The following is a 20,748-nucleotide window of genomic DNA, read 5'->3' as shown; positions in this document are numbered from 1 at the left end:
TATCTGCGCTTTATTGGTGAGCAATAAAAAATATTTTATGAGTGTAAGAATCTTGGCCTCTGTTGAGTCTAACCCTTATACAGTGAATAAATGAGTTTATTAGTCTTGAGTTGAAAAGCTCTGCGGGAGTGTTAGTAATGAAAAAGTCGGGTTTGTTAATCGTCATTGCGGCGCTCATAGTAGGTTTTTTCTACTTTGATCTGCACCAGTTGTTAACGTTAGAAGGGTTGAAGTCGGGCCTGACGCAGTTTGAAGCTTGGCGCGCTGAGAGCCCCTTATTAGTGGGTGGGGCGTTTTTGCTCCTGTACGTCATTGTCACAGCGTTGTCTTTGCCAGGGGCGGCGATTATGACGCTGGCCGCAGGCGCTTTGTTTGGCTTAGGTTGGGGCTTGTTGATTGTGTCGTTTGCCAGCACCATCGGTGCGACCTTGGCGTTTTTAGTGGCGCGTTACTTGTTACAGGAAACGGTACAAAAGCGGTTTGGTGATCGTTTAAAAGCCCTCAATGACGGTGTGGAAAAAGAAGGCGCTTTTTATCTGTTTACCTTGCGATTGGTGCCCTTGTTTCCTTTCTTCTTGATTAACCTATTGATGGGGTTAACCACGATTCGTGCGGTGACCTTCTACTGGGCAAGCCAGCTGGGCATGTTGGCGGGCACCTTGGTATTTGTTAACGCCGGTACGCAACTTGGGCAACTTGAGAGCCTGTCGGGCATTTTGTCGCCGTCTTTGCTTTTCTCCTTTGTGTTGCTCGGAGTATTCCCTTTATTAGCGAAAAAACTGCTGAATGTCATCAAGGCGCGTCGCGTTTACAAAGGCTTCAACAAGCCAAAAACTTTTGACCGTAACCTGATTGTGATCGGTGGCGGTGCCGGTGGTCTAGTGAGCGCTTATATTGCCGCGGCGGTCAAAGCCAAGGTGACGTTAGTGGAAGCCAATAAAATGGGCGGCGACTGCTTAAACTATGGTTGTATTCCCAGCAAAGCCTTAATCAAGAGTGCGAAAGTGGCGCAGCAAATGCGTCATGCTGAGCGCTACGGCCTAAACAGTGCAGAGCCGACATTTTCCTTCAAAAAAGTCATGGCGCGAGTGCATGAGGTCATCAGCAAAATTGAGCCTCATGACAGCGTTGAGCGCTACACCAAGTTGGGTGTGGATGTGGTGCAAGGCTACGCGACCATCGTCGACCCTTGGACGGTAGAGATTAAGCTAAACGACGGCGGCACTCAGCGTCTTACCGCGCGCAGTATCGTATTGGCGACAGGTGCACGTCCGTTTGTGCCGGATTTACCAGGCTTAAACGACGTGGGCTATTACACCAGTGACACGCTGTGGGAAGAGTTTGCCAAGTTGGATGCGCCGCCAAAACGTCTTGTGGTATTGGGCGGTGGCCCGATTGGTTCTGAATTGGCACAGAGCTTTGCTCGATTGGGTTCGAACGTCACGCAAGTGGAGCGTTCTGAGCGCATTATGGTGCGAGAGGACGCAGAAGTCTCGGCTCTGGTACAAGACAGTATGACCGCCGATGGCGTGACGATTTTAACCTCTCACAATGCCATTCGTTGTGAAAAAGACGGTGATGTGAAGCGTCTGATTGTTGAAAAAGATGGCGCGGAAAGTGTGATTGAGTTTGATGCTTTATTGTGTGCGGTGGGCCGTCAAGCGCGTCTTGAAGGCTATGGCTTGGAAAACATTGGTGTGGAAACCAAACGCACCATAGTGACCAATGATTACCTTGAAACCTTGTTCCCGAATATCTTTGCCGTCGGCGATGTGGCGGGGCCTTATCAGTTTACTCACGTGGCGGCGCACCAAGCCTGGTTTGCCGCGGTCAACGCCTTGTTTGGTACCGTGAAAAAATTCCGTGCAGATTATCGGGTGATTCCTTGGGCGACGTTCGTTGATCCAGAAGTGGCGCGGGTAGGCTTGAGCGAGCAAGAAGCCAAAGAGCAAGGCATTGCCTATGAAATGGTGCGTTACGGTTTAGATGACCTTGATCGAGCCATCGCCGAAAGCGCCGACAAGGGCTTTGTGAAAGTGTTAACCGTGCCGGGTAAAGATAAAATCTTAGGTGTCACCATTGTGGGTGAGCATTCTGGTGAATTATTGGCGGAATTTGTACTGGCGATGAAACACGGCCTAGGTTTAAACAAAATCTTGGGTACGATTCACACTTATCCAACGTGGGCGGAATCCAATAAATACGCAGCAGGCGAGTGGAAACGCGCACATACGCCAGAGCGTGTATTGGCGTGGATTGAAAAATACCACACTTGGCGTCGAGGTTAATGCCATGAAAAACTGGTTGATGACTTTAGTGGTGTTGCTTGGGTTACAAAGTGGCTTGGTCAGCGCGGCAAACGCGTTTGATCATTCTGCTTGGAATGCTTTATTGCAGCAGAATGTGTATTTGATTGATGGCGGCAAAGCCAGCCAAGTCGATTATCAAGGTTTTGCGGATAACAAGGCATCGCTGAAACGTTATTTAGACCGTTTGGCTCAAGTGAGCCAGACGGAATTCGACAGCTGGCCTAAAAACGACCAGCTGGCATTTCTAATCAATACTTACAACGCCGCAACGGTTGCGCTTATTCTGACAGAATGGCCAAATATTGAGTCGATCAAAGACCTGGGCAGCCTGTTTCGCTCCCCATGGAGCAAGGACGTTGTTTCTTTGTTGGGTGAAGAGCGTTCGTTAGATGAGGTTGAGCACGAACTGATTCGTGGCTCCGACCGTTACAACGATCCACGTATTCACTTTGCGGTGAATTGCGCCAGTATTGGTTGTCCTGCCTTGGCGAATCAAGCCTTTCAAGGCGATAACCTAGACCGTTTGCTCGAAACACAAACAGAGCTTTTCTTAGCGGATCGCAGCCGTAACCGTTTGAATGGCGACACATTAGAGCTTTCCTCTATTTTTAAATGGTACCGTGAAGACTTTGAGAAAGGTTGGAAAGGGTATGATTCTTTAGAAGCATTTTTGAGCGACTATGCCAACGCATTATCACTGGATACGGCAACTGTTGAGTCACTCGAAAAAGACGCCCTCGACATTGAATTTCTTGAGTATGATTGGTCGTTAAATCGCGTAAAATAGCCTCTGATGCATCGTAAATAACAAGGAGAAAGCATTGGACAGTGCATGGGTGGTGTTAAGTCTCGCCGGTTTGATCACGGGGTTTTCAAAATTCTCCGTGGGTGGAATGGGGCTGCTGATCTTACCCATTGTGATGGTGGTGTTTCCCGGTCCTGCAGCGTTGGCAGTGATTTTGCCGCTTTATATTGTCACCGATATCATGGCGGTCTTCAGTTACAAAGCGAAAATTGCTTGGTCGGTATTGGCGCGTTTTTTACCCTTGGCTTTTTTGGGCATGTATCTAGCGAGTCACTTTTTGGCGAACATTGATCAAGACCAGTTCGTGCGCTTTTTGGGTGTTATGATTATTGCGATGATATTGCTGGGTTTGTACCTAGACTATCGACCCACTCCTTTCATGCGTAAGCCGCTTGCCGCGTATTCAATGGGGTTTCTAGGTGGCATTGTCACCATGATGGCCAATGCGGCAGGGCCGCTGTTTAGCCTGTTTTTATTAGAACAAAAACTCAAGAAAGAGACCTATGTGAGCACTCGAGCGTGGGGCTTCTTTATTATCAATATGATCAAACTGCCTTTTTATTTAAGCCTAGGTTTACTCACAGTGGAAAGCACCAAAGCCAGTCTGTACGCCTTGCCAGGGCTGTTTATCGGTGCGTTTGTGGGTTATCACTTTCTAAAAAAGATTAACCCGGTGCAATTCAAATGGTTTGTGAGAATCATGTCCGCCATTGCCGCATTAAAATTATTTTGGGAAGCCTAAAAGTGTTTGTGCCATCCACTGTTGGTGGGTAACAACCGTTGCGTACAAAAGTTATACAAATAATAGGCAAATAGTGTGCCCTGTACTTTTCGGATGCCATGGTTACGTTGTAAAATTGCGTATCATCAAAATAAAGCATCGTGTGAGCGATAGAATTAATGGACTAACTATGAGATGTCATCAAACTCCGAAGGCCAACTTAGAAGATATCTTGGATACCTTGCCGATTTCTGCGATATGTTCTGATACCGAAACGGGAAAAGTGACCCATGTGAACCCGAGTTTTTGTGAGCATTTTGGCTTTGTGTTTGATGATATGACCACAATGGAGGAGTGGTTTGGCCAGGTTCTGATTGAGCCATATGAATTTTTTCAGCGTGTAAAACCGTGGATGTCACAACACACTGGTACGCGCTCTTCAGCCACACTCGATACGACCTTACTGTGTAAACATAGAAGGCAAAAACGCGTGAGCATACGCTTTACCCTATTAGGTGACACTAAGATTTGGTATCTGCGCGATACAACCGATCATTGGGTGGTCGAAGAGCGGTTAAAAGTACGCGGTGTGATGTTGGAAATGGTGGCGAAAAGTTCCGCATTGTCCGACATATTGAACGTGATCGTGTTGCAAATTCAAAAAGAAAGCCCGCAAACCGTGTGCAGTGTGCTCTTGTTTGATAAATCAGAAGACCGCTTACGCTTAGGGGCGGCACCGGATTTACCCGACTTTTATAACCAAGCGATTGATGGTGTCAAGATAGGCATGAATGTTGGGTCTTGTGGCACCTCCGCATATCTGAATGAACGTGTTGTGGTGGACGATATTGCGGCTCACCCCTATTGGCAAGATTACAAAGCATTGGCCGCACAAGCTGGGTTAGCGGCCTGTTGGTCGGACCCGATTCGTTCTTCAAAAGGCGAGCTATTAGGAACCTTTGCGATTTATAAAATGCAACCAGCTCGGCCAACGGAGGGAGATTTCGAACTGATTCAGTTTGCCAGTAATTTGGCGAGTATTGCGATTGAGCATTTTCGTACCCAAGAAGCGCTGGAACACATGGCGTATTCTGATCACCTGACGGGGCTTGCGAATCGCGGCGCTTTTTTCAATAAGTGCGACATCATTCTGAAAGACGCGCTTGATAAGAAGACGCCCATGTCTGTGATTATGATGGATATAGACAACTTTAAGCGCATTAATGATCAACATGGCCACGAAATTGGTGATCTGGTATTACAAAGCTTGGCAAAAGCCTGTTTAGCGGTATTGCGGCGCAAGGATTTAATGGCACGCATCGGTGGCGAAGAGTTTGCTATTTTATTGCCTGAAACCGACAAAGAGGAAGCCTTAATCATTGCCGAGCGCGTCAGGGTGGCGATAGAAAAAGACACCGTGGTTGACCGCCATCATCAGTTAATACCCTTTACCGCTTCCCTTGGGGTGACGTGTCGGTCGAGTGGCGGCTGTTTGACCGATAAACTACTCAGTCGAGCCGACAAAGCCCTTTATCAAGCAAAAGCCGATGGGAAGAATCAGGTCGCCTCGTTGGATCCGTCATAATGTCATCGCGTGAACACAGTAAGACGAAAAATTACCTAGGGGCTTATTCACCACAGGTGCAACAACAGGCCCAGCAGTTACTTGATAAACATGCCTCTGGTGACTGGTTGCTAAAAAAATACCCAAGTGCCCACCGCTTGAATGCACCACGTGCGTTATACGATTACACCATGGCGTTGAAAAATGACTTTATGCGCAGCTCCCCACCGATCAGCAAGGTAATCTACGACGATAAAATTCACATCATTCATAATGCGCTTGGTTTACACACCTTTGTATCGCGCACGCAGGGCAATAAGTTGAAAGCGAAGCATGAGATCCGCGTCGCCTCCTTGTTTCGACGATTGCCTGAGCCATTACTGAAAATGATTTTGGTACACGAACTTGCCCATCTCAAAGAAAAGGATCACAACAAGGCGTTTTACAAGCTGTGTTGTTACATGGAGCCGGATTATCATCAGCTAGAATTTGATTTGCGCTTGTATTTGAGTCACCGAGATCGATTTGGCGATCTATGGTGAACAGAAACAAAAACAGAAAAAAAGACACAAAAAAGGCCGATTTTCCCTACGAAATCGGCCTTTTTTGTGGGATGAGTACAACGCGTTTTACTAGGCGTTGGCGAGGGAGAAATCGGGTTTAATGGCGGTGATTTTCTTGGTCAAGTACGCCAACAGCATACCGTACAGAGGAATAAACAGCCCCATACTGATGATCAATTTAAAAGCAAAATCCGCCAGTGCAATTTCCTGCCAATGCTGCGCCATGAAAGGATCGACGCTCTGATAAAAAGCGATACCGAAAAAGGCCAACGTGTCTAAGCCGTTACCCAACAAGGTCGACGCCGCAGGGGCAACCCACCAAGCTTTGAGCTGGCGCAAACGGTTGAATACTTGAATGTCCAACACTTGACCCAGCAAGTAAGCTAACAAGCTGGCAATGGCGATACGGCCAACAAAGCTATTGTAGGTGGTGAGTTCCGCGAAGCCTTGAAACGCCCCTTGGGCAAAAATCACCGACAACACATAAGAAACAAACAAAGAAGGAATCATCACCAAAAAGATGATTTTACGCGCCAGCGCGGCACCGAAAATACGTACCGTGAGATCGGTGGCTAAAAATATAAAGGGAAAGGTAAACGCGCCCCAGGTGGTGTGAAGGTCGAAAACCGTAAAAGGGATTTGTACCAGATAATTGCTGGATGCAATGACTAATAAGTGAAAAAACGCAAGGTAGCCAAGGGCTTTACCCTGTTGTGCCGGTGTGAACGTACTCATAATGTGACCTTTTTCGTTTGATTGGGGTGAGGGAACCCAACTGTGTCTGTAATGATATTGGCACCGCTTGAGCGCAAATGCCAAATGCGGTGCAAGATTATACAGTAAATGCACGATGAGAAAAGCGTTCTGCTTTAGTCATCGTCGTCTGTGCTGTTGATGCGCGCCAGTCTCTCTTGTTCTTCTTCAAAGGCTTCTTGTATTTCCTGCAGCACAGAATCCACATCCGCCGCCTCGGTGGGCTCTTCAAAAAGCCCGGTCAGCTCTGTGGTGGGGGTTAACTTCCCGGCTTCAAACAGCGCCCATATTTCTTTGGCGTATTGGGTGTCTAAAAGATCGGGTGCAGACATGCCGTAATAGTTACGCATGTTGTTCACATCCCGCTCAAGCATCCATTCGGCGTTGTTGTTGGCGGCCGCATCAACCGCTTGAGGCAGGTCGATAATGACCGGACCATGGGAATCCACCAGCACGTTAAATTCAGACAAATCACCATGAATTAACCCGGCGCATAACATACGCACTATGTCTTTGATAATGGTGTCGTGATCGCGTCTGGCTTGTTCTTCTGTCAATACCACGTCGTTAAGGCGAGGGGCCACTTCACCGTTGTCGTCGGTGATTAGTTCCATCAATAACACGCCATCAATACAACCATAGGGCGTTGGCACACGGACACCGGCGTCTGCGAGCTTGTACAGCGCGTCTACTTCAGCGCTTTGCCAGAGTGTTTCTTGTTCGTCACGACCAAATTTAGAGCCTTTTTCCATCGCGCGCGAGCGACGGCTGTTACGAACTTTGCGGCCTTCACGATATTGCACGGCCTGTTTGAAACTGCGTTTTCCGGCGTCTTTATAGACCTTGGCACAGCGAATGTCATCGCCACAACGCACGACAAAAACGGTGGCTTCTTTGCCACTCATAAGCTGGCGTAACACATCGTCAATGAGGCCATCTTCGATAAGGGGTTGTAGTCTTTTTGGAATCTTCATACGGCTCGTTATCCTATTATCGGCGTCGTCTTGGCGATTTTTTGCTTTTTGGGCTCGTTTGTCCAAGCGCTTGGGCGCGGAGTGTCTTTTTGGACGGTTCACGCTGTTTGGGCGAACGAATGACTTTGTCTAAATCCGGTTCAAAGCCCGGTAACCACTGCACCACAAAAGGGGTGCCAATGAGTTTTTCAATGTCTGTCAGCAGATAGCGCTCTTTTTCGGTGATCAAACTCACAGCGAGGCCGGTTGCACCGGCGCGGCCAGTTCGACCGATCCGGTGAATATAATCTTCGGCATGGTAAGGCAATTCGTGATTAATAACATAGTGTAACTGCTCAATATCGATGCCTCGTGCTGCCACATCGGTGGCCACCAGCGCACGAACCTTACCCGCTTTGAAATCGGTTAGGGCACGATCTCGTGCGCCTTGGGATTTGTCGCCATGGATGGCTTGAGTGGCGATACCGTCTTTAAGCATCTCCTTGGCTAACGCGTCGGCACCTTGTTTGGTACGGGTAAAAATGAGTACCTGCTGCCAGTTTTTTGAGCCAATCAAAAACGAAATAAGCGCGCTTTTGCGGTCGGCATCAACGGCATACACCGATTGTTCCACTTGTCTGGCGGTGGTATTACGGTTATCAACTTCGATGAGTTGTGGGTCGCGTAGCAAGGTTTTGCTGAGCGCAAAAATATCGTCATTGAAGGTGGCTGAAAAGAATAGGGTTTGGCGTGAGTCGGGTAGCTTCTTAAGAATACGCTGGATGTCGATAATAAACCCCATATCGAGCATACGGTCGGCTTCATCGAGCACCAAGGTGTCCAGTTGGCGCAAATCGATTAAGCCTTTCATCAGCAATTCCAGCAAACGCCCGGGCGTCGCGACTAATACGTCACAGCCTTTTCTGAGGGCGTCCAATTGCACATTAATACTGGTACCACCGTAGGCCACCACAGAGCGAATGGATAAGGGCGCGCTGTATCTTTCGAAACTGGCGTGGACTTGTTGAGCCAACTCCCGCGTGGGTGTGAGCACCAACACTCGAATGGCCTGTGTGTCCTTATCTAAAAAAAGGCGATGCAGTAAGGGCAAGGCGAAGGCAGCGGTTTTTCCCGTACCGGTTTGTGCGCCTGCCATGAGGTCTTTGCCCGCTAACACCGCAGGGATCGCCTGTTGCTGAATGGGCGTGGGCGTTGCATAGCCCAAGGTGGTGAGGTGATCAAGAAGGTGTGAATGAAGTCCTAACGACGCAAAGCTCATGGAGGTCCTGTTTAATGGGTAAAATACGGTAATGCACAATACAAGGTAAACGGCTAGTGTAGCCGAAAACACCATGAAAGAAAGAAAAAGCAGACCTTGTGATAAGGTCTGCTTTTGTAGGCGTACTTATGGAGAAGTACTTAGAGGGGGACGTTTGGAGAAAAAGTTAGTGCGCCATTTCGTACTTCATGACCAATTCATCGCGTTTTTTCCAACGTGTTTGCTCTTCTTCTGTGGCTTTGGGTGAAAATAAACCAAGCTGTGCGTAGATCAAACCGAGTATCGGCGAGATCCAGCAAGCGAACGCCAACGGAATGTAGAGTAGGTTTTCAAAGTTACCGTCACCGATACTCAGCCCCAATGCGCCAATAACAAAAGCCCCCCCAGCGTTCCAAGGCACCAACGGTGACACTAATGTACCGCCTTCTTCAATCGCGCGAGACAGGTTAAGCGTGGAGTATTTTAAGCCACGGTACACAGGTGCATACATACGACCCGGTAGAGCAATCGACAAGTAGGGGTCGCCTGCGACTAGGTTGGTCGCGACAGAGGTTAACGTCGCCGAAGTTTGTACACCTTTAAAGCTCGACACCTTGCTCATGATGGCACTGATGATGGCTTCAAGACAGCCCGTACGTTCCAGTGCGCCACCAAAACCAAGGGCAATCAAAATCAAGGAGATGGTCCACATCATTGATTGAATGCCGCCACGGTTTAGCAAGCTATTAATCGCGTCTGAACTGGTGGTGATGGAATAACCGCTGTTGGCGTATGTAATGATGTCATGAATGCCCGCACCTTGGGTAAACACCGCCACAATCGCCCCGGCAACCACACCCGCAAACAAAGATGGGATCGGTGGCATACGGCGTACGGCAAGTGCAATTACCACCAATGCTGGCGCTAACAACCAAGCGGAAATTTCAAAGTTATTTTGCAAAGACTGGGTAATGGCGGTAATACGCTCGAAGGAGCTGTTATTACTGTCGATCATGCTGAACCCAGCGACCAAATAAATTACCAAGGCAACCAACATGGCAGGAATGGTGGTGGGCATCATGTTTTTAATATGAGAAAACACATCTGTGCCTGTAACGGCAGGCGCAAGGTTAGTGGTGTCGGACAAAGGTGAGATTTTGTCGCCAAAAAAGGCACCAGAGACAACCGCGCCCGCTGTCCAATACATGGGAATCTCAAACCCGGCACCAATCCCCATCAGAGCAAGACCAACCGTACCGACTGTGCCCCAAGATGTCCCCAAAGACACGGAGACCACAGCACACAACAACATGGCGGCGGCCAAGAAAATCTGTGGTGACAACAGGGTTAGGCCATAATAGATCAAGGTGGGTACCGTACCACTGGCGATCCAAACACCGACCAACATACCCACCAGAATCAACACCGACACGGAGGGCATAGAAACGTGAATAACGTGAAAGATCCCTTTTTCAATCTGTTTCCATTTGAGACCCTGTTTGATGCCCACCAGTGCGGTCAGCGCCAAACCAATGGCCAATGGAATGTGAGGGGTAAAATCGCCAAAATAAAAAATTTGAATACCGAGCAGAACTAACGTGAGTACGACAGGCACTAAAGCCAGCGCTAAGCTGGGCTTTTGTTCCTCTTTCTTGTCTGTATGGACCGTCATATTGTGTTCCTTAATGTTCTTTTTTATGGGAGTACGCAGGTGTAAACAGCAAACACATTGCTTGTCTTACACTTTGCTTACATAAAGTTGTAGCAAGAAAAAAAACGTAATTCACAAACAGGTCGTAATACTTTGTATCAACAATGTGAACGTCCATCGATCCTATATTGCTCAGCCAACGTCATAAAATCCGCTCTAGAATGAAGGGTTCAAACGTCTTATTGGTATGAGGTTATGAGGAAAAAGCCTATGAGATGCCTGGTGCGACAGACATAAGACGCGGTTTAGAAAAGCGACTTGCTTTATTCTTGTGCGTCCTTGCGACGGAATCCTAGATTGGCAGCGATGAGGTTAAGCGTTCGGTTTAAAAGCAATGGCTTTTATGCAGGTTACTGTCATTGCGTGATCGTGGCTTGCACCAAGACAGAACGTCATCATAAAGGGTGACTTATTATGTACCACAGCGGAAAGGCTCAAACGGCGTATTGGTAAAATGGGGAGGCATACACCGACCTACCTGTGTCAAAAAGAGCAACAGCGCAAGAATGAAATGAAAAAAACATCAACCGTCGTTGATATCTTGGGGCGTCTGTTTACATTTTGTTGATGTTATATCAAGCAAGGCCTTGGGTTATCTTTTGGAAAAGGAATTGCTATAGTCATTTTATTCGTTAAAACAACGCCTAACAGCAATGAACATTGCTCAGTTTTAAACAGAACATAATCAGAATACCGCGTTCATCCCCTGGATGACTCCCTTTTTACTTTTAGCAGTATCTAGCCATGTTAATGTCAGACATTAAAATCCTCGTTGTTGACGATTCAATCGTGACGCGAGAAACACTCGAAAGCTATTTTGCCGCCGAAGGTTACACGGTATCCGGCGCTGAAACCGCAGAAGAAGCCGAATTGCGTTTAAGCGAAGAGACTTTTGATCTTATTTTGTTGGACATCCGCTTGCCGGGTAAAGATGGCCTGACGCTCACCCGAGAGCTGCGTACCCGCTCCGAAGTTGGCATTATTTTGGTCACCGGCAAACAGGATGAGATTGACCGTATTATAGGCTTAGAATGCGGGGCTGATGAATACGTCAGCAAACCCTTTAATGCTCGTGAAATCTTGGCGCGGGGCAAGAATTTGATTCGTCGAGTACGTAAACAGCGTGAACTAGAGAAAAAACCTGCAGACGAGCCGGTATTGCGTGCCATTGGGACTTGGCAACTGGACACCGCACGTCGTGTGTTAATCAAATCTGATCGCAGTGAGAGTCAGCTAACAGAAGGCGAATGCCAATTATTGTTGGCGTTAAAAACGCACGAAGGCACGGCTTTGACCCGTGATCAGTTAATGGATCGCATTAAAAATCGTACTTGGAACGCCACTGATCGTACCATTGATGTGTTGATTGGCCGGATTCGTCGCAAGTTAAGCGAAGACCCTCTCTGCCCTCAGGTCATTGTCACCGTCCACGGCGTGGGGTATTTGCTCAGTTCCGTTGCGGAGAACAGCGCCCCAGAAGAGGGTGTATGCGAGTCTCTTTAAAAAGAGCAGCGGTTGTTGTTATCTTTTTTGGTACCTCCTTTTTAGCACCGGGGCTGGGACTCGCACTGGCACAAGAGTCAACGCCTTCATCGGTGTCTTCTTCTGGTGCTCTTTCTTCCGGTGCTCTTTCTCCTGATGCTTTTTCTCTAGGTGATTTGTCCACCATGACGGTGCGAGTGTGCGGTAACAGTGCGTATCCTCCCGTGTCTTGGGTTAACGCAGAGCGCCAGGCGACCGGAGTGAATGTGGCGGTGATTAAACAGCTTCTAGAACCGCTTGGGGTCACGGTAGACACCTATCAAGACAGCAACTGGCGGCGCTGCTTAAAAGAAGTGGAATTGGGCAATATTGATATGTTGTCTGGCTTTGATACGGCGTCACGCCGTGCCTCCATGACGTTTCTCACCGAGCCCTTGGTGCGTGAAGACATTTATTTGTACTACCCCATCGACCAACCACTGACATTTAAAGGGTGGGACGCGCTTGCGGGGTTGCGTGTCGGTGTTTTGATGGGAGACAGCTTCGGCGATGCGATTGATGACGCATTAGAAACTTACCCAACCTTAGAATACGTTTCCACACAGGCGCAAAACCTGCGCAAACTGGCGAACCGTCGCCTTGATGCTGTGCCCATGGGCAAATTATCAGGACAACTCGATCTACAACGTTTGGGGTTGCTAGGCAAAACGGGTCACGTACAAACGGACGTGACGGATTTTTGGTATTTGGCGATTTCAAATCGTTCGCCCTTATTGCCTTGGGTGCCTTTTTTAAATCAACGTTTGAGTGCCTTGTTAGCGTCTCCAGACACCATACCTGAGTTGTTGTCGCGTTATCATACCCTGTATTTGCGCGACGTAGGGCTCAAAGACAGACATCAACGAGAACCGTAACTTCATGCCATTATTGTCTAAATTGTTGGGCTATAAACAAGCACACCCATTGGCCCATCGTATCTTTATTCGCCTTTTGTCCTTGAGTTTATTATTGGCGCTGATTTCCACCAGTATTCAGGTATTCAATGAATATCGCCGTGAACACGCGTCAATACAAGAGCAAACCGACTACATTACCTCGTCTTACATGGCCGGTATTCGTAAGAGCTTGTGGGATCTAGACAGTGAGCAACTGACGTTACAGCTTAAAGGGATTTTAAACTTTTCCAACGTTAATATGGTGACCTTGCATTCGCAAGATTGGCAGGAAGATATTGTGGTGGGCGCACAAACCGCTAGGATGAGCAATGATCAAGGCACGCACCTACCGATTTATTACACCAACAGAGCAGGCGATGAAACTGAGCGTTTGCTGGGAGAACTGACGGTGTACCATGACCTCGCCGCTATTCAGGATAAGCTTTTGAGGTCTGCCATTGAGATTGCGCTATTTCAAAGTTTACTGGTATTGATCAACGGGGTGTTTTTGTTGCTTATCGTGCACTTTATGGTGACACGGCATTTGGAATACATGGCCCGCTACACACGCACCATCAGTGCCGGTAACTTACACACTAAGCTGATATTGCCCTATAAACGGCAACGTACTGGTCGCGATGAAGATGAAATCGATTCGGTGGTCAATGCAATGAATGACATGCGCGAAGCGATTTTGTCTGACATCAAGCAAAAAGACGCCATTGAAACCGAACTGCGCTTTCATCGAGACAAGTTGCAAGAACAAGTGCGGCGTCGTACTCGACGTTTGCAAGGCGCGAAGGAAGCCGCTGAACAAGCCAATTTGGCGAAAAGTCAGTTTCTCGCCACCATGAGCCATGAAATCAAAACCCCGCTCAATGGTATTTTAGGCATGGTAGAGCTTTTGCAGCATCAGCCACATCCACCACAAGATGCTGAAAAGCTCTCAGCGATTTACCAATCTGGTGAGGCGCTATTGGAAATCCTGAATGGGCTGCTGGACTATGCCCGCCTAGAAGAGGGCATGTATAGCCCCGAAATTCGAACCTTTTCAGTGCGTGAGCTGGTACGGTCGACGAGCCTCTTATTCACAGCGCAAGCGCAGCAACAAGACACCCAGCTGACGGTGCATTTTAGCGAAGAATTGCCCGATACCTATCAGGGAGCCGCCGGTGCATTGCGGCAAATTCTCTCGAACTTGGTGTCGAACGCGATTAAATTTACGCATCATGGCACCGTGACGGTGTCTGTTTCCACGAGTGATGCCCACCTAGATCAAGCCTCCGGAGTGTTAATCGAAGTAGAAGACACCGGGATTGGTATGCCAGACAGCTATCTGGCCAATATGTTTGAACGTTTTAGTCAAGCCGATGACAGCGTTACACGGCGCTTTGGTGGAACGGGGTTAGGGCTGGCGATTACCGCGCAATTGGTGCGTTTGCTCGAAGGGGAGATCGGCGTAGAAAGTGAGGAAGGCCGTGGCAGTGTGTTTTGGTTTTATCTACCGCTTATTGCGTTGGATGAGGCGTCTTTACCGGTTGTCTCCCCGACAGTAACGGAGACTCGCATGGCGCCTATGTCGATACTCTTGGTGGAAGACACGCCGATTAATCAGGCCATGACCACAGAGCTACTAGAGCAAGACGGCCATACCATTACCTTGGCAAAAGATGGTTTGATGGCGCTCAAAAAAGCCAAGCAAGACGCCTTTGATTTGATTTTAATGGACATTCATTTGCCCGCCTTGAGTGGTTTAGACGTTGCCGATCAAATTCGCCATGGTGATTCGATCAATGCCACAACACCGATCGTTGCGCTGACCGCTAATGTCTTACCTGGCAATGTGAAACAGTGTCACGACGTGGGGATTCGTGCGGTGATTCCTAAGCCGTTTAAGCGTGAACTGCTGTATCAAGTGATGGGTGAGCAACTCAATCAACAGACTCAGGTGGCGATTGATCAACAAAGCGATCAGGGCATTTTAAATGTGAGTTTGGTGCACTCGCATTTAACCGCGCTTGGGAAACAACGCCTGCAAAGGCTGGTGTCTTTATTTGTGGTGGCGATGGAACAGGGCCTTGATGAGTTGGATGAGATGAATGAGCAGGGGGATGTGTATGAGTTGGCCGATATCACCCATCGTTTGGCGGGTGACGCCGATGCGGTGGCCGCTCAAGCCTTGGCAACGGCGCTTAGAGACATTGAAAAGCGTTGTAACCTTGCGATTCAGACCAGTGGCCAGATGACCAGTCAAATTGCCAAACAAGGCAGTCTCAACGATGAGATTGCTGCACTAAAGCCCCTGTATGACGAGAGCTTGTCACACTTAAATCGCATTATAAAGCGTCATTAAAAACGATCAACGCGTAAGGCATCGAGCGGAATCGTTTCGGGTTTTTGTTGGATCTTATCCATTAAGAGCTCCGCGGTAATGGCGGCTTGAGTAATGCCTAAATGCTGATGGCCGAAGGCAAACGACAAGCGTGGAAAGCTTGGGTGCTGGTCAATCACGGGAAGTGAATCCGGCAATGAGGGTCGATGTCCCATCCATTCACTCGATTTTAGATCGGGTTTCTCGAACAATTTAGGCAGTAAGCCTTTGGTGTGTTCGCGTAACACTTGAAAGCGTTTTTTAATAGGGGGTAGCTCTACGCCACCTATTTCACTCATACCCACTGCGCGCAGTCCCGCACCGAGAGGCGATAACACCAGCTTGCGATCAGCGGATAAAATCGTGTGATGAATGCGGGTTTGATCGTCGGGAAAGGTCACATGGTAGCCTCGTTCTGCTTCCAGTGGCACATCCAGCCCCACCTGTTGCAATAAACTTTTGCTCCACACACCACCACACACACTGACCTGATCAAAGCGTAGGGTCGAGGTTAAGCCATCGTTGCGCATTAGGTCTACATTCACTTGATCTTGCTCGGGTTTAAGCGCGGTGACCCGGGCGGTAATAAAGTCGCCGCCTCGCTGTATAAAGGCGTTGAATAAGGCATGACACACTTGATAAGGGTCTGATAACCGATGAATGTCAGGAAAGAACACCGCATGGCTAAGGGACGCAGACAGTTCCGGTTCCAATTGCTCAAGGGCGTGACCTGTAACCTGTTCACAAGCAATGTTATAGCCTCGCATCTTCTCGATGAGTCGATCCGCTTCCTCTAGACCTTTTGTGTTTTCCCAGACCACGAGGTGACCGCCCTTGATCAGTAAGTGTTCTGCCCCTATGTCACTTAACGTGCGTCGCCAGGCTTCCACAGCCGCTTGGTTAAGCTGGTGGATCATCTGCGTCCCCCGCTGTGCGGGTTCGGCTTGAGAGGCTTTTAAAAAGCGCCAATACCAAGGTGCGGCTTTGGTGGCGTATTTGAGCGGTGTACAGATTGGCCCTTTGGGGTTAAGCCACAGCTTGGGCGCGGCGCGTAACACATCGGGTGTGCCAAGCGGGTCGATCACCTCGGTGGCTAAGTAGCCAGCATTGCCATACGAAGTGGATTTGCCCGGTTCGTTGGAATCGATCAGGGTGACGTGGAAGCCAGTGCGTTGCGCCTGTAGCGCGGCGCATAAGCCGACCACACCGGCGCCGATTACGGCAAAGCGCGTTCCTGTTTCTATAGCGGTTACCTCGGCACACTGGGTCATGATTACGCTTCCTGATAGGCCAACATAGCGGCGGCGAGATCTTCACGGGAGTCGCCGACGGATTTAAACAGAGTCATAGCGCTTGCTGGTTCTGCTAATGCGTTTCGACCTTGATGAGTATTGCCACACAGCTCGGTCAATTCGGCATGAATGTCTTGCTCGGTGATGGCGCCTTGTTTGATCGGTAAAATCAAATCCCCCGTCTCAGCCAATGCACCAGCACGGGTATCAACAAAAATCGCTGTGGTCTGCATGGCCTTGTTATCCACTTCGCGCATGGTTGGGGTGAAGCTGCCGACTAAATCCACGTGTACGCCGGGCTTTAACCAGTCGCCCAGTAGAATCGGTTCGTTGGCTAAAGTGGCGCAACTAATGATGTCCACAGCGCCAGCAATGTCCGGCAACTGCTCGGTGCGGCAAACTTGGGCGTCTTGTCCTTGCGCGCGTAATTCGGCAACAAAGGCTTCGGCATGGGCTGGGGTTCGATCCCATACCCAGATGGTTTTGATAGGACGAACACTGCAGTGGGCAGGCACCAAGTGGTGTCCCATACGACCCGCTCCCATCATCAATAGGCTGCTGGAATCGGCACGCGACAAATACGATGAGGCCAATGCCGACGCGGCGGCGGTACGGATTGCGGTGATCACATTGCCGTCCATTTGCGCTAAGGTTTGACCGGTTTTGCCACAGCTTAGCGTATAAAGACTGGTCAAACCGGGCAGGTTACGGGCGCTGTTGCCTGGAAACACACTGACTTGCTTAACGCCAAGGTATTGCCCTTCGATCCATGCTGGCATCAATAGCAGGGTGGCTTGTGGCTCGTTAGGGACGTCGATAAAGTGATGATGACGAACGGGAGAATGAACGTCGGCGACAAAAATGTCGCGCAGGGCGGCGACGATCTTTGGCCAAGTTAAACGGGCGCGTAACGTATCTGCGGAAATCTGCATGGTAAAGGCTCCTGTGGTTTGCCAGAGAAAAACGAATGTCTTTATCCTAGCAAAACCGTGTTGTGTTGAGTTGACTCAAACTACGACACAATATGCCAAAGCTATTTCATTGTGTTTCGCTTTTTAGCATAGGAAGGAAGCGAATGAACTGCTATAACAGGGTATGTGATTTTATGGTGATCGAGTCTGATTAACGGTGGCATGATGCAAAGTGGAATTCGTCGAAATGTTATTGCCACCCAACAGGGTGAGCATTTGCATGCGTATTCACAAATACTGATTGGCTGGCAGGGTAGGATGTCCTGTGAGTTAGCGCAGTCTGGCCGTATTCTAACGCGCGGTCAATTTGCGCTTGCGCCTAATGACATGCCACATCTCTTTACCGGTCATTCCACCGATTGTGAATTGCTGGTGGTGGATATTCAGCACCAAGACCCCTTGATGAACTACATTACCGAAAGCGCCGGCGTGTCTACAGATGCCTTGTTATCGTCGCCTCATTTTTCACAATTTCCACTGGAGTTGATGGGCTGTCTGGCCTACACCGCACAACAATTGCAAGGCGCAACCGAGCAGGTACGTCGACGAGTGAGCACGCAAATGCTGCCGATGATACTGCTGCAAATCACCGATATTGTGACGGAACAAAACACCGCGTGGCAAGGTGTTGCTCACCAACGTTTGGATCTTAACCTGCTGCATGGCTTAGTCGATGGTCACCCTGAGCGTACTTTTAACAACGCTTGGCTGGCGCATTATTTCAACATGAGCGAAAGCCATTTTTATGTGGTGTGTCAGAAACAATTTGGCATGAGTCCACAGCATTATCTGTTAAAGCGCAAACTCCAACAGGCACAACAGCGCCTGCAAACCACCTCAACACCTATCGCGCTGGTGGCAGAGCATTATGGCTTTTCCAGTGCTTCGGCGTTTTCCCGTGCTTATAAGAAACACATGGGCTGTTCGCCAAGGCAAGTCAAAATGTAATAAACTGTAAGTAAATGAAACTGGATTGTAACCATGCGTTACATATATAAGCTGTTTCCCGCTACCCAAATATGCTTTATTTAAGCATTGCCTTATGGTGTGTTTTTTGCTCATTCTGGGTGTCAAATTGTGTGGCTATTCTGGTTCAGCTCAAAAGGGAGGGTGAGTGTTGAGTATGTCTATTAAGTCTCGTTTTCTGCTATCAACCACTCTTATTTTGCTTCTTACTTGTTTTTTTTCGTGGCTGTCTATGCGCGTTCTCGCGGAAGACATTATTGTCAGCTGGATTGAGCGTTACGCTGAAAAACAAGTCCTGTACGACAAAGAACGCACCTTGTCGCCCTTAATCCAGCAGGTCAATCTCTCAGAAGAATTTGCTAATTTAGATTCCCTCAAAGCCTGGGCGAAACAGCCCGACGACGTACAGCTCAAGCAAAAAGCATTGGCTGATACGGAAGCATTTCGTGGTCGTTTTGCCGATGATTCTTATTTTATTGGCTTAAAAGGCAACAATCATTATTACTACAGCGACGGCGTTTTGCCGCCTAGTGGCGACCTGTATCGTTACACGCTGGACAGTGCAAAAGCGTCAGATGACTGGTTTTATCAGATCATGGCTGCCAAGTTAGACATGCACCTCAATGTGAATCCAGACGTTGAGCTTGGGGTGATTAAACTGTGGAGCGATGTGTTGATTCGTGACGGCGACGCCATATTAGGCGTGGTAGGAACCGGTTTGGATTTGTCGGTGTTTTTAGCGCAAATGGTGGAAAAACAAGATATTTACTCAGCCATTGTGTTTACCAATTACGAAGGCTCTATTCAGTTGCACAAAAAACAAGAGCTGATTGATTACGCTACTATTACCAAGCAAGCTCAAGACAAAAAGCTCATCTTTTCTTTGTTAGACGATATTGAGTCCCGTGAGCGACTGCAAAACACCTTTGTGCTGGCCAAATCACACCCTAATCATGTGAAAACCACAGCGGTGTACCTCAACGGTGTGCGTCAGCTGGCCAGTGTGGTCTACATTCCAGAAATTGATTGGTTTCAAACAAATTTCATTGATATTGATAATTTCCTTCCTCTTACAGAGTTTTCTGGCTTATTACTGATTTTCTTTGTCAGTTTGGTGTGTGCTTTGATCGTGTTTTATGGCTTGTTAACGCTGATTGTTACCAAGCCTTTGGAAGAGCTGAGTTTGTCTATTCAGTCTTTAGGAGAAAAGCGCTATCGAGCGCCGCTATTGAGTTGTTTCGCAGGACCTGAAATTAAACGATTGGTACACCAATACGAAACGATTTCACGGTCTTTATTGGAGCATCAATCTTCTTTAGAAGCGAAGGTCGAGGAGCGTACCGAGGCGCTCAATCGCTTAGCAAAATTAGACCCCTTAACAGAACTGTATAATCGCCGCGGGTTTGAGTTGTTTATGGAGGAATATATGCAAAACTGGCACGAGAAACGCCAATCATTTGGTCTGATCAACGTGGATGTAAACCGTTTTAAAGCCATTAATGATCACTATGGTCATGCGGCGGGTGATCGTGTTTTACAGAGTGTTGCCGCACATTTGCTGAATTTAGTGGGGGATCAAGGTGAAGTGGCGCGCTGGGGTGGCGACGAGTTTCTGATCCTTTTAAAGCACGCAACAGATCACAGTGTGGCGCAACTGACTCAACAATTGTCTTGTCATGATGACGCGCCTGTTTTAACCATAGGCGACGATGATATCAAAGCAACTTTCAGCGTGGGCAGTGCATTAATACAAGAAAACGACACCATAGACGATGTATTTCATCGAGCAGACAGCGCCATGTATGCCATGAAGTTTAGCATTATGCCTGTAAGCCCCCTGACTTCTAGGCAGGGGATATAAGGGCGAAGCCGATAGGCTTCTAATCAGGTCTATTTTGGTCTGCGATGTAACCTTTTAAAATATCGATACTTGCCCCTCCGCAACTGCCAGCAAAGTAACTTCTCGCCCAGAGTGCATTTTTCAAATAAGCGGGTGGCTCAAGCTCTGGGTGATACTGCTTCATTTTTCTGCTGCTTACACCTTTTAAGCTGTTCACTAACTTCGTAAGCTGAACTTTTGGTGGGTAATTTATC

At 48.4% G+C, this 20,748-nt stretch carries 17 protein-coding genes; 10 read left to right on the top strand and 7 right to left on the bottom strand.

The genetic code is table 11. The features are described 5' to 3' along the window. Positions 1-137 precede the first annotated feature (137 nt). The 5 genes from LG368_RS10565 (at position 138) to LG368_RS10545 (ending at position 5,941) form a co-directional block, all read left to right on the top strand. Positions 138-2,288 carry an FAD-dependent oxidoreductase gene (locus tag LG368_RS10565; RefSeq protein ID WP_226754689.1) on the top strand — a complete coding sequence of 717 codons (2,151 nt, stop codon included), beginning with the start codon at positions 138-140 and terminating at the stop codon, positions 2,286-2,288. Positions 2,289-2,292: 4 nt separating this feature from the next. Beyond that, positions 2,293-3,096: a DUF547 domain-containing protein gene (locus LG368_RS10560; RefSeq protein ID WP_226754688.1), complete on the top strand. Its 804-nt coding sequence runs from the start codon at positions 2,293-2,295 to the stop codon at positions 3,094-3,096. Positions 3,097-3,130: 34 nt separating this feature from the next. Continuing rightward, on the top strand, positions 3,131-3,856 hold the full coding sequence (locus LG368_RS10555; protein WP_226754687.1) for a sulfite exporter TauE/SafE family protein: 726 nt from the start codon (positions 3,131-3,133) through the stop codon (positions 3,854-3,856). Between the two features lie 169 nt (positions 3,857-4,025). Continuing rightward, complete coding sequence (locus LG368_RS10550) at positions 4,026-5,420, top strand: diguanylate cyclase (RefSeq protein ID WP_226754686.1); 1,395 nt, start codon at positions 4,026-4,028, stop codon at positions 5,418-5,420. Continuing rightward, positions 5,420-5,941 carry a M48 metallopeptidase family protein gene (locus tag LG368_RS10545; protein WP_226754685.1) on the top strand — a complete coding sequence of 174 codons (522 nt, stop codon included), beginning with the start codon at positions 5,420-5,422 and terminating at the stop codon, positions 5,939-5,941. Before LG368_RS10550 ends, LG368_RS10545 begins: the two co-directional genes overlap by 1 nt. 90 nt (positions 5,942-6,031) lie before the next feature. Here LG368_RS10545 and LG368_RS10540 read toward each other — a convergent pair whose 3' ends face one another. From LG368_RS10540 to nhaC, 4 genes are all read right to left on the bottom strand, one after another. After that, positions 6,032-6,697 (bottom strand): 7-cyano-7-deazaguanine/7-aminomethyl-7-deazaguanine transporter, encoded by a 666-nt coding sequence (locus tag LG368_RS10540; RefSeq protein ID WP_226754684.1) that lies wholly within the window; start codon positions 6,695-6,697, stop codon positions 6,032-6,034. A gap of 134 nt (positions 6,698-6,831) precedes the next feature. Further along, complete coding sequence (locus tag LG368_RS10535) at positions 6,832-7,689, bottom strand: PA4780 family RIO1-like protein kinase (RefSeq protein WP_226754683.1); 858 nt, start codon at positions 7,687-7,689, stop codon at positions 6,832-6,834. Positions 7,690-7,705: 16 nt separating this feature from the next. Then, positions 7,706-8,947: a DEAD/DEAH box helicase gene (locus LG368_RS10530; RefSeq protein ID WP_226754682.1), complete on the bottom strand. Its 1,242-nt coding sequence runs from the start codon at positions 8,945-8,947 to the stop codon at positions 7,706-7,708. Between the two features lie 166 nt (positions 8,948-9,113). Beyond that, a complete protein-coding gene (nhaC, locus tag LG368_RS10525; RefSeq protein ID WP_226754681.1) occupies positions 9,114-10,598 on the bottom strand; it encodes a Na+/H+ antiporter NhaC in 1,485 nt (494 codons plus the stop codon). A 789-nt stretch (positions 10,599-11,387) separates the two neighbouring features. On the opposite strand from nhaC, the gene LG368_RS10520 reads away from it, so the two are divergent. Genes LG368_RS10520 through LG368_RS10510 form a run of 3 tightly spaced genes read left to right on the top strand, consistent with a single transcriptional unit; the run spans position 11,388 to position 15,407 of the window. Next, positions 11,388-12,140 (top strand): response regulator, encoded by a 753-nt coding sequence (locus LG368_RS10520; protein ID WP_276573000.1) that lies wholly within the window; start codon positions 11,388-11,390, stop codon positions 12,138-12,140. Continuing rightward, positions 12,125-13,033: a substrate-binding periplasmic protein gene (locus tag LG368_RS10515; RefSeq protein WP_226754679.1), complete on the top strand. Its 909-nt coding sequence runs from the start codon at positions 12,125-12,127 to the stop codon at positions 13,031-13,033. The genes LG368_RS10520 and LG368_RS10515 overlap by 16 nt, the downstream gene beginning before the upstream one ends. A 4-nt stretch (positions 13,034-13,037) precedes the next feature. Further along, positions 13,038-15,407 carry an ATP-binding protein gene (locus tag LG368_RS10510; RefSeq protein ID WP_226754678.1) on the top strand — a complete coding sequence of 790 codons (2,370 nt, stop codon included), beginning with the start codon at positions 13,038-13,040 and terminating at the stop codon, positions 15,405-15,407. On the opposite strand, the gene LG368_RS10505 is transcribed toward LG368_RS10510, so the two are convergent. Both LG368_RS10505 and lhpI read right to left on the bottom strand, forming a co-directional pair. Continuing rightward, complete coding sequence (locus LG368_RS10505) at positions 15,404-16,696, bottom strand: NAD(P)/FAD-dependent oxidoreductase (protein WP_226754677.1); 1,293 nt, start codon at positions 16,694-16,696, stop codon at positions 15,404-15,406. The genes LG368_RS10510 and LG368_RS10505 overlap by 4 nt on opposite strands. A 2-nt stretch (positions 16,697-16,698) precedes the next feature. After that, complete coding sequence (gene lhpI, locus LG368_RS10500; RefSeq protein ID WP_226754676.1) at positions 16,699-17,649, bottom strand: bifunctional Delta(1)-pyrroline-2-carboxylate/Delta(1)-piperideine-2-carboxylate reductase; 951 nt, start codon at positions 17,647-17,649, stop codon at positions 16,699-16,701. Positions 17,650-17,850: 201 nt separating this feature from the next. Here lhpI and LG368_RS10495 point away from each other — a divergent pair, with 201 nt between their 5' ends. Further along, positions 17,851-18,636, top strand: a complete 786-nt coding sequence (locus LG368_RS10495) for an AraC family transcriptional regulator (RefSeq protein ID WP_226754675.1) — start codon at positions 17,851-17,853, stop codon at positions 18,634-18,636. A gap of 250 nt (positions 18,637-18,886) precedes the next feature. Next, the gene (locus LG368_RS10490) at positions 18,887-20,515 is read left to right on the top strand and encodes a GGDEF domain-containing protein (RefSeq protein ID WP_226754674.1); all 1,629 of its coding nucleotides are present in this window, start codon (positions 18,887-18,889) and stop codon (positions 20,513-20,515) included. A 19-nt stretch (positions 20,516-20,534) separates the two neighbouring features. On the opposite strand, the gene tnpA is transcribed toward LG368_RS10490, so the two are convergent. After that, a partial coding sequence (gene tnpA, locus LG368_RS10485; protein WP_226754673.1) for an IS200/IS605 family transposase occupies positions 20,535-20,748 on the bottom strand: 214 nt, incomplete at its 5' end.

The organism is Marinomonas algarum (genome assembly GCF_020532605.1).
GTDB classification, from domain to species: Bacteria; Pseudomonadota; Gammaproteobacteria; order Pseudomonadales; family Marinomonadaceae; genus Marinomonas; species Marinomonas algarum.
This window is presented reverse-complemented; position numbering and strand designations above follow the sequence as displayed.

Bases quoted from the DNA above. Each gene is read 5' to 3' on its own strand.
- LG368_RS10565 (WP_226754689.1), top strand. From the start codon at position 138: ATGAAAAAGTCGGGTTTGTTAATCGTCATTGCGGCGCTCATAGTAGGT.
- LG368_RS10560 (WP_226754688.1), top strand. From the start codon at position 2,293: ATGAAAAACTGGTTGATGACTTTAGTGGTGTTGCTTGGGTTACAAAGT.
- LG368_RS10550 (WP_226754686.1), top strand. From the start codon at position 4,026: ATGAGATGTCATCAAACTCCGAAGGCCAACTTAGAAGATATCTTGGAT.
- LG368_RS10545 (WP_226754685.1), top strand. From the start codon at position 5,420: ATGTCATCGCGTGAACACAGTAAGACGAAAAATTACCTAGGGGCTTAT.
- LG368_RS10540 (WP_226754684.1), bottom strand. From the start codon at position 6,697: ATGAGTACGTTCACACCGGCACAACAGGGTAAAGCCCTTGGCTACCTT.
- LG368_RS10535 (WP_226754683.1), bottom strand. From the start codon at position 7,689: ATGAAGATTCCAAAAAGACTACAACCCCTTATCGAAGATGGCCTCATT.
- LG368_RS10530 (WP_226754682.1), bottom strand. From the start codon at position 8,947: ATGAGCTTTGCGTCGTTAGGACTTCATTCACACCTTCTTGATCACCTC.
- nhaC (WP_226754681.1), bottom strand. From the start codon at position 10,598: ATGACGGTCCATACAGACAAGAAAGAGGAACAAAAGCCCAGCTTAGCG.
- LG368_RS10520 (WP_276573000.1), top strand. From the start codon at position 11,388: ATGTCAGACATTAAAATCCTCGTTGTTGACGATTCAATCGTGACGCGA.
- LG368_RS10515 (WP_226754679.1), top strand. From the start codon at position 12,125: ATGCGAGTCTCTTTAAAAAGAGCAGCGGTTGTTGTTATCTTTTTTGGT.
- LG368_RS10510 (WP_226754678.1), top strand. From the start codon at position 13,038: ATGCCATTATTGTCTAAATTGTTGGGCTATAAACAAGCACACCCATTG.
- LG368_RS10505 (WP_226754677.1), bottom strand. From the start codon at position 16,696: ATGACCCAGTGTGCCGAGGTAACCGCTATAGAAACAGGAACGCGCTTT.
- lhpI (WP_226754676.1), bottom strand. From the start codon at position 17,649: ATGCAGATTTCCGCAGATACGTTACGCGCCCGTTTAACTTGGCCAAAG.
- LG368_RS10495 (WP_226754675.1), top strand. From the start codon at position 17,851: ATGATGCAAAGTGGAATTCGTCGAAATGTTATTGCCACCCAACAGGGT.
- LG368_RS10490 (WP_226754674.1), top strand. From the start codon at position 18,887: ATGCGCGTTCTCGCGGAAGACATTATTGTCAGCTGGATTGAGCGTTAC.